Raw genomic sequence first — 6,407 nt, forward strand, 5'->3', positions numbered from 1 at the left:
TACTTCAAGAAGCCCGGCTGCACCAGCACCTCGTGTGCCGCGGGCACCGGCAAGGACGCCTCCAACTACCTGCTGTCCTGGTACTACGCCTGGGGATCCCAGGACACCTCCGGCCGATCGAACTGCAGCGTGGGCACGTGAACGGTGTCGCCCCAGACGAGAAGACGGCCGGCGGAGCTGCTGATCTCGTAGACGGTGTGCCCGGGGGTGTGGCCCGGCGTCGGGAGCGCGGTGGCCCACTCGTTGATCGCCACCTTCTCCGACACGGGCACGACCCGGTCGCGGATCGGCTCCAGCCGCCGCCCGGCGAAGACCGAGGCGTCGCCCGCGCCGATCCACACGCGCTCAAGCTTGGGGAACGCCTCTGAGCCGTCCGGCGCGATCAGGCCGCTCACGTGGTCTTCGTGGTTGTGGGTGATGGCCGCGTCCGTCACGTCCGCGCGGTCGACCCCCGCCTCGTCGAGCGCGTCGTAGAGCAGCCCCATGGTGGGGACGTGCCAGGCGTCGGACGCGCCGGTGTCGATGAGCACCGACCGCGTGCCGTCGGTGACGTAGAAGGCGTTGACCGACAGCCGCAGGTTGCCGTCGGCCAGCGGGACGGCGGCCGGCAGCCCGTCGAGCGTGCGCCCCTTCTCGTCGCGCAGCCGCGTGGGCGGCATGTCGATGTACCCGTCGCGCAACGAGATCACCTGCAGCTCGCCGAATGCGAACGTGGCGTGGAGCCGGCCACCCGAAGTGAAACGCATGGAACCTCCGTCATGTCGGGCGCGCATCGCCCGTCTTCGATAGAAGACAGTATCTTCTTTAGAAGAAACCCTACACTGTGGGACAGCGAGGGACGGATCGATCGAGGAGCACGGTGGTCGAGAAAGACGGAAACGTGGCCGAACCACAGCACGGTGACGACCTGGCCGGCGCGTTCGGCGTCAACGTGCGGCGACGTCGCGAGGAGGCGGGCCTGACGCTGGAGCAGCTGTCCGCGCAGTCGTCGGTCAGCCGCGCGATGTTGTCCAAGGTCGAACGCGGTGAGAAGAGCCCGACGATCGGCGTCGCGTCCAGGATCGCCCACGCGCTCGACGCGTCGCTCTCGGACCTGATCGGCGCGCCGGCCGGGGCCGCGTCCGGCGTGGCCGTCGTCATGCGCAGGAACCATCGTCCCGTGTTCCGTGACCCGGAGACCGGCTTCGAGCGGCACATGGTGTCCGCGGCTCCGGGCGCGGGAGGCGCCGAGATGGTCTTCCACCACCTCCCCGCCCAGGTGTCCACCGGGCTGCTGCCCGCCTATCCGCCGGGTACGGAGAAACAGCTCCTGGTGCTCGAAGGCAGTCTCACCGTCGCGATCGGCGGGATCAACGAGACCCTGGAGACGGGCGACTCCCTGTTCTTCCAGGCCGACGCCGACCACGGCTTCGCCAACCGGACGAACGCTCCCTGCGAGTACATCATGTTCATCTCACGCCGAACCTGATCGGCCGTGCAGCACCCTCCGGCTACAGGCGACGGCAGTTCCGCGGGCGTTCCGGGCGGTCGTCGGTCCAGCCCGTCGTCGGCGTCCAGGTCTGGGAGTCCACGGTCTGTCCCTTGGACAGGCCCACGGTGTCCTCTCCGGCCTTGGTGACCTCCGCCAGGATCTCGCCGGTCGCCGGGTCGAGGACGGTCGAATGGTCCTCGATCACCTCGTCGTCCTCGCCGAACTCCCTGAAGTACCGCTTGCCCTCGCCGAAGTCCACGGCCAGGCCCTCGCGGCTCAGCGGGTCCCTGACCACCCCCCGGACGGCTGTCGTCGGCAGGTCGGCCAGCAGGCGCAGGACGGTGGCCCGGACGGCCGGGCGGAGAGGCTTCGACAGCAGGAACCGGGAGCCGGCGATGACCTCCTCCAGCGGCGGGGTCACGCCCTTGTCCTTCTTGGCCGCCTCGGCCCTCAGCCACTCCCGCAGCCCCTTCTCGTCGGCGGGCAGCGCCAGGATCTGGGCCGGCGTGTAACCGCCGAGCGCGGTGGCGCCGGGCCCCTGGTCGGGCGCGACGTCGCGGGTGTACTGGCAGGCCGTGTCCTTCGCGAGCATCGGCAGCTTCACGCAGTCGGCGGCTCTCGTGCCGGGCGTGCACACCCGCTGCACCTTGCCGGGCGACCCCGCGGCCCGCCAGGCGCGCTCGTCGGCCGGAGTCGCCGGGCTCAGGATCGGTTCACGGTTCTGCGTCTGCACGGGGTCCTTGGGGTCGCGCGGCACCCAGAGCACCGACGTGGAGGAGACCTTCGCGTTGAACGTGCGTCCTCCGGCTCGTACCCGGATCAGGGTGTCGCTCAGCTCCGACTTGTACCAGTAGGCGCCCTGGTCGTCCGGCAGCCGCGCGATGCGGGCCGCCAGGCGGCGCAGTTCCTCGTTGCCGTCGGCGGGGTGCGGCGCGGGATTCGACACGGGGGCGGGCACGGCGATCAGGTTGGAGACCAGCACGACCGCCGTAAGGACGGCGGCGACCGCCGCCGCGGCCAGGATAGGCAGCCCTCGAAGGCCCCGCCGCCGCTGGACCGCGGCAGGGGAGAGGGCCGGTGCGAGGCTCTCGGGGGACACCAGTTCCGCGCCGGCGGTGAAGGCGTCGCGGAGCCGGTCCTCGATGTCACGGGTCATCGTTCCTCCTCCAGTTCGGCGGCGAGCGCACGCAGCGCACGGGATGCCGTCGACTTGACCGTTCCGCGGCTGATCCCCATCACCTGGGCGATCTCCGCCTCCGACAGTTCAAGGTAGAAACGCAGCACCAGCACCTCGCGCTGGCGCCGCGGCAGATCCCGGACGGCCTGGAACACCTGCCGCCGGGTCTCACCCAGCAGCGCCGCGGCCTCGGCCGACCAGAGCGGAACCTCGCGTTGGCCGCGGAACCGCCCGATGACCGCCCTGCGCCGCAACACCATCCGGCTTCCGTTGAGCACGGCCGTGCGCAGGTAGGGCAGCACCTGTTCGTGGTCGGCCAGCGCGCTCCACCTGCGATACACCGCGGCGAAGGCGTCCTGGACCACGTCCTCGGCGGTCTCCTGGTCGCCGACCAGCAGGAACGCCAGCCGTACCAGGGCGAGCCGGTGAAAGAGGAATAACTCGGTCACCGCCGCGTCAACCGACGCCGCGGCGGCCGGAGAACGGGGAGGGCCGTGAGTGATGTCGAACTGCATGTCTTCTCCATGCGCGAGCACCCGCGAAGGTTGCGTCACGCCGGCACGATTCCGGCGAAAAGCTCGACCTCCAGCGGAGTTCCACATGCGACCGCCGCCTGACGACGAAGCCTGGAGCTCACCCGGTTCCCGCGTCCGCGGCCTTGAGGGCTTCGAGCAGTTCGGCGGGTGGCGTGTCGCGGCCGGCGGTGAGTGCGGCGGCGAAGGCCGTCCCGCCGAGCTCCGCGCGAAGGGCGCGCCGCAGCCGGCTGTCGCCCGGCCCGCCGGGGCCGCCCGCGCCGTCGGGGCCGCCGGGCCCGCCGGGGCCGGTGGGTGTCGCGGCGCCCAGCAGCCGGGCCGAGCGGGCCGCGAAGCCGGCGGCGTGTTCGGTCTCGGCGAGCAGCCGCAGGCCGGCGGCGATCAGGTTGTGGTCGTTGAGGGAGATCGCGGTGCCGGCGCCCTGGAGGAGATGGCGTCGCGCGCGCCGGTGGTCGCCGCGCGAGGCGGCCGCGCGGCCGAGCCCCAGACGGCAGTAGGTCGCGCAGCGAAGGTCTCCGATGCGGTGGAACTCCGGCAGGAGTTCGGTGAGGAGCGCCGTCGCCGCCTCCTGGTCGTCGCGGTGCTGGGTGAGGCGGGCCCGGTGGAGCTGGGCGTGCAGGCGTTCGTGGTCGCTTCCCGTGCTCAGGGCGAGGTCGAGCGCCTCGTTCAGGCAGGTCTCGGCCTCCGCCAGGCGAACCTCGTCGCGGATCAGTCGGCCCGCGAGGTGGTTGAGGCAGTTGGCGCGTTTCACGTGGTCGCCGAGGCGGCCGAACAGGTCCGCCGCGGCGCGGAGCCGGTCCACCGCGGTCGCGGTGTCGCTCGCCATGCTCCCGAGCACGGACAACGCCAGCGCGTGATGCCAGTCGTCGCCCAGCCGTTCGAAGACCGCGGCCGCGCCGTCGAGCGCCCGGGCCGCCTCGGCGTGCCCGCGCCGGTAGAGCGCCACCTGGCCGGCCGCCAGGGCGGCCGACGCCTGCTCCTCCTCGGTCGCCGCGTGCTCCGCCGCCCGGCGGGCCAGCGCCAGCGCCCTGTCGGTGTCCTGGTAGCAGAGCAGCAGGCAGGACGTGATCGCGGCGCGGACCCCGGCGGAGCCGTCCGGGAGCGGACGGTCGAGCAGCGCGTTCACCCAGGTGAACAGCTCGCCGCGGGCCCCGAGGATCTCCCATCCGGTGCCGATGCCGGTGAGCAGCCCCCAGGCGGCGGCGGTGTCGCCGGAGTCGAGGGCGCGTCCCATGGCCGTCCGCAGGTCGGTCCAGCGGTCGGCGAACCAGCGCAGGGCCGCCGGCTGGTTCTGGCCGCGCAACGCGGGGGCGAGCGACACGGCGTGGGTCAGATGGTGGCGGGCGTGGCGGTCGTGGATCTCCTCGTACTCCTGCCGTTCGGCCAGCCTGTTGCCGGCGAACTGGCGGACGCTGTCGAGCAGGCGGTACCGCGTCTCCCCGCCCTGGCGGCGAGCGGAGATCAACGAACGGTCCAGCAGACGCGGGAAGAGCCGGGTGAGACCGGCGCCGGTGAGCGGCGGCGCGGCCAGCACCAGCGTCGCGGTGTCGTAGTCGAACTCGCCCGGGAACACCGAGCAGCGGTCCAGCAGAAGACGCTCGTCGCCGTCCAGCAGGTCGTAGCTCCACCGCAGGGCCTCCTCCAGGGTGCGGTGGCGGTTGGGCCGCGGCGCGTCGGTCAGCAGCGCGAACCGGTCGTCGAGCAGGCGGAGCAGCTCGCCGGGCGAGGCGAACCGGGTGCGTGCGGCGGCCAGTTCGATGGCCAGCGGCAAGCCGTCGAGGCGGCGGCAGATCGTCGCGACCACCGCCGCGTCGGCCGGCGTGACGGCGAGGCCGGGCACGACGGCGGCCGCGCGGTCGGTGAACAGCCGGACGGCGGCGCAGTCCAGGATCTCGCCGGGCTCGGCGCCCTCGCCGGGCACCGGCAGCGGCGGCACCTGGTAGACGACCTCGCCGCTCACCCGCAGCGGCCCATGGCTGGTCGCCAGCACGCGCAGCCCGCCGGCCGCCGCCAGCAGCCCGGCCAGCAGGGTCGCGACGGCGTCGGCGACGTGCTCGCAGTTGTCCACCAGCAGCCAGCACGGGCCCGCCCGGACCGCGGCGACGAGCTGCGGGCCGAGGTCCCTGCCGTCGCCGCCCGCCCCGAGCGCGTCGGCGAACGCCCGCTCGACCGGCCTGCCGGGCGCGGCCGAGGCCAGATCGACCAGGACCGCGGGAGCCGGCCCGGCCGCCTCGTGGGCCAGGCGCAGGGCGAGGCGCGTCTTGCCGATGCCCGCGGGCCCCGTCAGGGTCACCATGCGGCCGCCGGCGACCAGCCCGGCCAGGTCGCGAAGCTCGCGCTCCCTGCCGACGAACGACGACAACGGCCTGGGCAGGGCGTGCGCCCGGCGCCGGAGTCGCGCCGCGCCCTCGACCAGGTCCCGCCTGGCCGGGTGGCCGAGCTTGCGCAGCAGGGACGACACATGGCTCTCCACGGTCCGCTCGGACAGCCTGAGCCGGTCGGCGATCTCCCGGTTCGCCAGCCGGTCACCGACCAGCCAGAAGACCTCCGCCTCCCGCTTGGTGACCCCGGCGGACCGTAACGCCTCCGGCAGCGCGGCGTCCTTCATGACGCGAATCATCCCCCAGAAAAGCTCCGTACTGAGCACGGATGTGCCGGCTTCGAGCATGAGGTGTGATGGCGGAAGCCTCCTGAAAGGACCCGCGCATGGCAAGCTCCGTCACCGAAATGATCGCGCACGCTCGCGCACGGATACGCAACCTGTCGGTCGCAGAGGTGGCCGAGGCCCTGGAGTCGGGCACGGCGACCCTGATCGACCTGCGCGAACCGGGCGAGATCGCCCGCGACGGCAGGGTTCCCGGCGCGGTCCTCGCGCCGCGCGGCATGCTGGAGTTCTGGGCCGATCCGGCCAGTCCCCACCATCGGCCCGAATTCGATCCCGCCGCCACGACCATCCTGTACTGCGCGTCAGGCGGCCGTTCCGCGCTCGCCGCCCTGGCGCTGCGGGAACTCGGCTACGCCGACGTCGCCCACCTCGATGGAGGGCTCAACGCCTGGAAGGAGCACGGCCGCCCCGTGACCCTCCAGGCCGAGGAGGAACGCCGGTGAACGGGGACGCGCTCGGAGCGGCGTTCGCGCGGGCGCTGGCCGCCAAGGACCGCGCCACGCTGCACGCCCTGCTCGGCGACCCGGTCGACTTCAAGGCGCTCACCCCCGGAGCCCACTG

7 protein-coding genes are annotated in these 6,407 nt (G+C 73.0%); 3 read left to right on the top strand and 4 right to left on the bottom strand.

What is annotated here, in order from left to right; translation table 11 throughout:
* Nucleotides 1–141, top strand: a 141-nt coding sequence (locus ACWCSD_RS45115; protein WP_449924668.1) for a glycoside hydrolase family 48 protein, incomplete at its 5' end; no start/stop codon positions are given.
* Here ACWCSD_RS45115 and ACWCSD_RS45120 read toward each other — a convergent pair.
* Nucleotides 84–746 (bottom strand): MBL fold metallo-hydrolase, encoded by a 663-nt coding sequence (locus tag ACWCSD_RS45120; RefSeq protein WP_449924652.1) that lies wholly within the window; start codon nt 744–746, stop codon nt 84–86. The genes ACWCSD_RS45115 and ACWCSD_RS45120 overlap by 58 nt on opposite strands.
* A gap of 113 nt (nt 747–859) precedes the next feature.
* On the opposite strand from ACWCSD_RS45120, the gene ACWCSD_RS45125 reads away from it, so the two are divergent.
* On the top strand, nt 860–1,468 hold the full coding sequence (locus ACWCSD_RS45125) for a helix-turn-helix domain-containing protein (RefSeq protein WP_449924655.1): 609 nt from the start codon (nt 860–862) through the stop codon (nt 1,466–1,468).
* A 22-nt stretch (nt 1,469–1,490) separates the two neighbouring features.
* On the opposite strand, the gene ACWCSD_RS45130 is transcribed toward ACWCSD_RS45125, so the two are convergent.
* The 3 genes from ACWCSD_RS45130 to ACWCSD_RS45140 form a co-directional block, all read right to left on the bottom strand.
* Nucleotides 1,491–2,627 (bottom strand): CU044_5270 family protein, encoded by a 1,137-nt coding sequence (locus ACWCSD_RS45130; protein ID WP_449924658.1) that lies wholly within the window; start codon nt 2,625–2,627, stop codon nt 1,491–1,493.
* Complete coding sequence (locus ACWCSD_RS45135; protein ID WP_364338492.1) at nt 2,624–3,097, bottom strand: SigE family RNA polymerase sigma factor; 474 nt, start codon at nt 3,095–3,097, stop codon at nt 2,624–2,626. Before ACWCSD_RS45135 ends, ACWCSD_RS45130 begins: the two co-directional genes overlap by 4 nt.
* A gap of 184 nt (nt 3,098–3,281) precedes the next feature.
* Complete coding sequence (locus tag ACWCSD_RS45140) at nt 3,282–5,789, bottom strand: ATP-binding protein (protein WP_449924662.1); 2,508 nt, start codon at nt 5,787–5,789, stop codon at nt 3,282–3,284.
* A gap of 98 nt (nt 5,790–5,887) precedes the next feature.
* Between ACWCSD_RS45140 and ACWCSD_RS45145 the strand changes: the two genes are divergently transcribed.
* Nucleotides 5,888–6,289 carry a rhodanese-like domain-containing protein gene (locus ACWCSD_RS45145; RefSeq protein WP_449924665.1) on the top strand — a complete coding sequence of 134 codons (402 nt, stop codon included), beginning with the start codon at nt 5,888–5,890 and terminating at the stop codon, nt 6,287–6,289.
* The last annotated feature ends 118 nt before the right edge of the window (nt 6,290–6,407 follow it).

The sequence above is a fragment of the Nonomuraea sp. NPDC001684 genome (genome assembly GCF_053596515.1).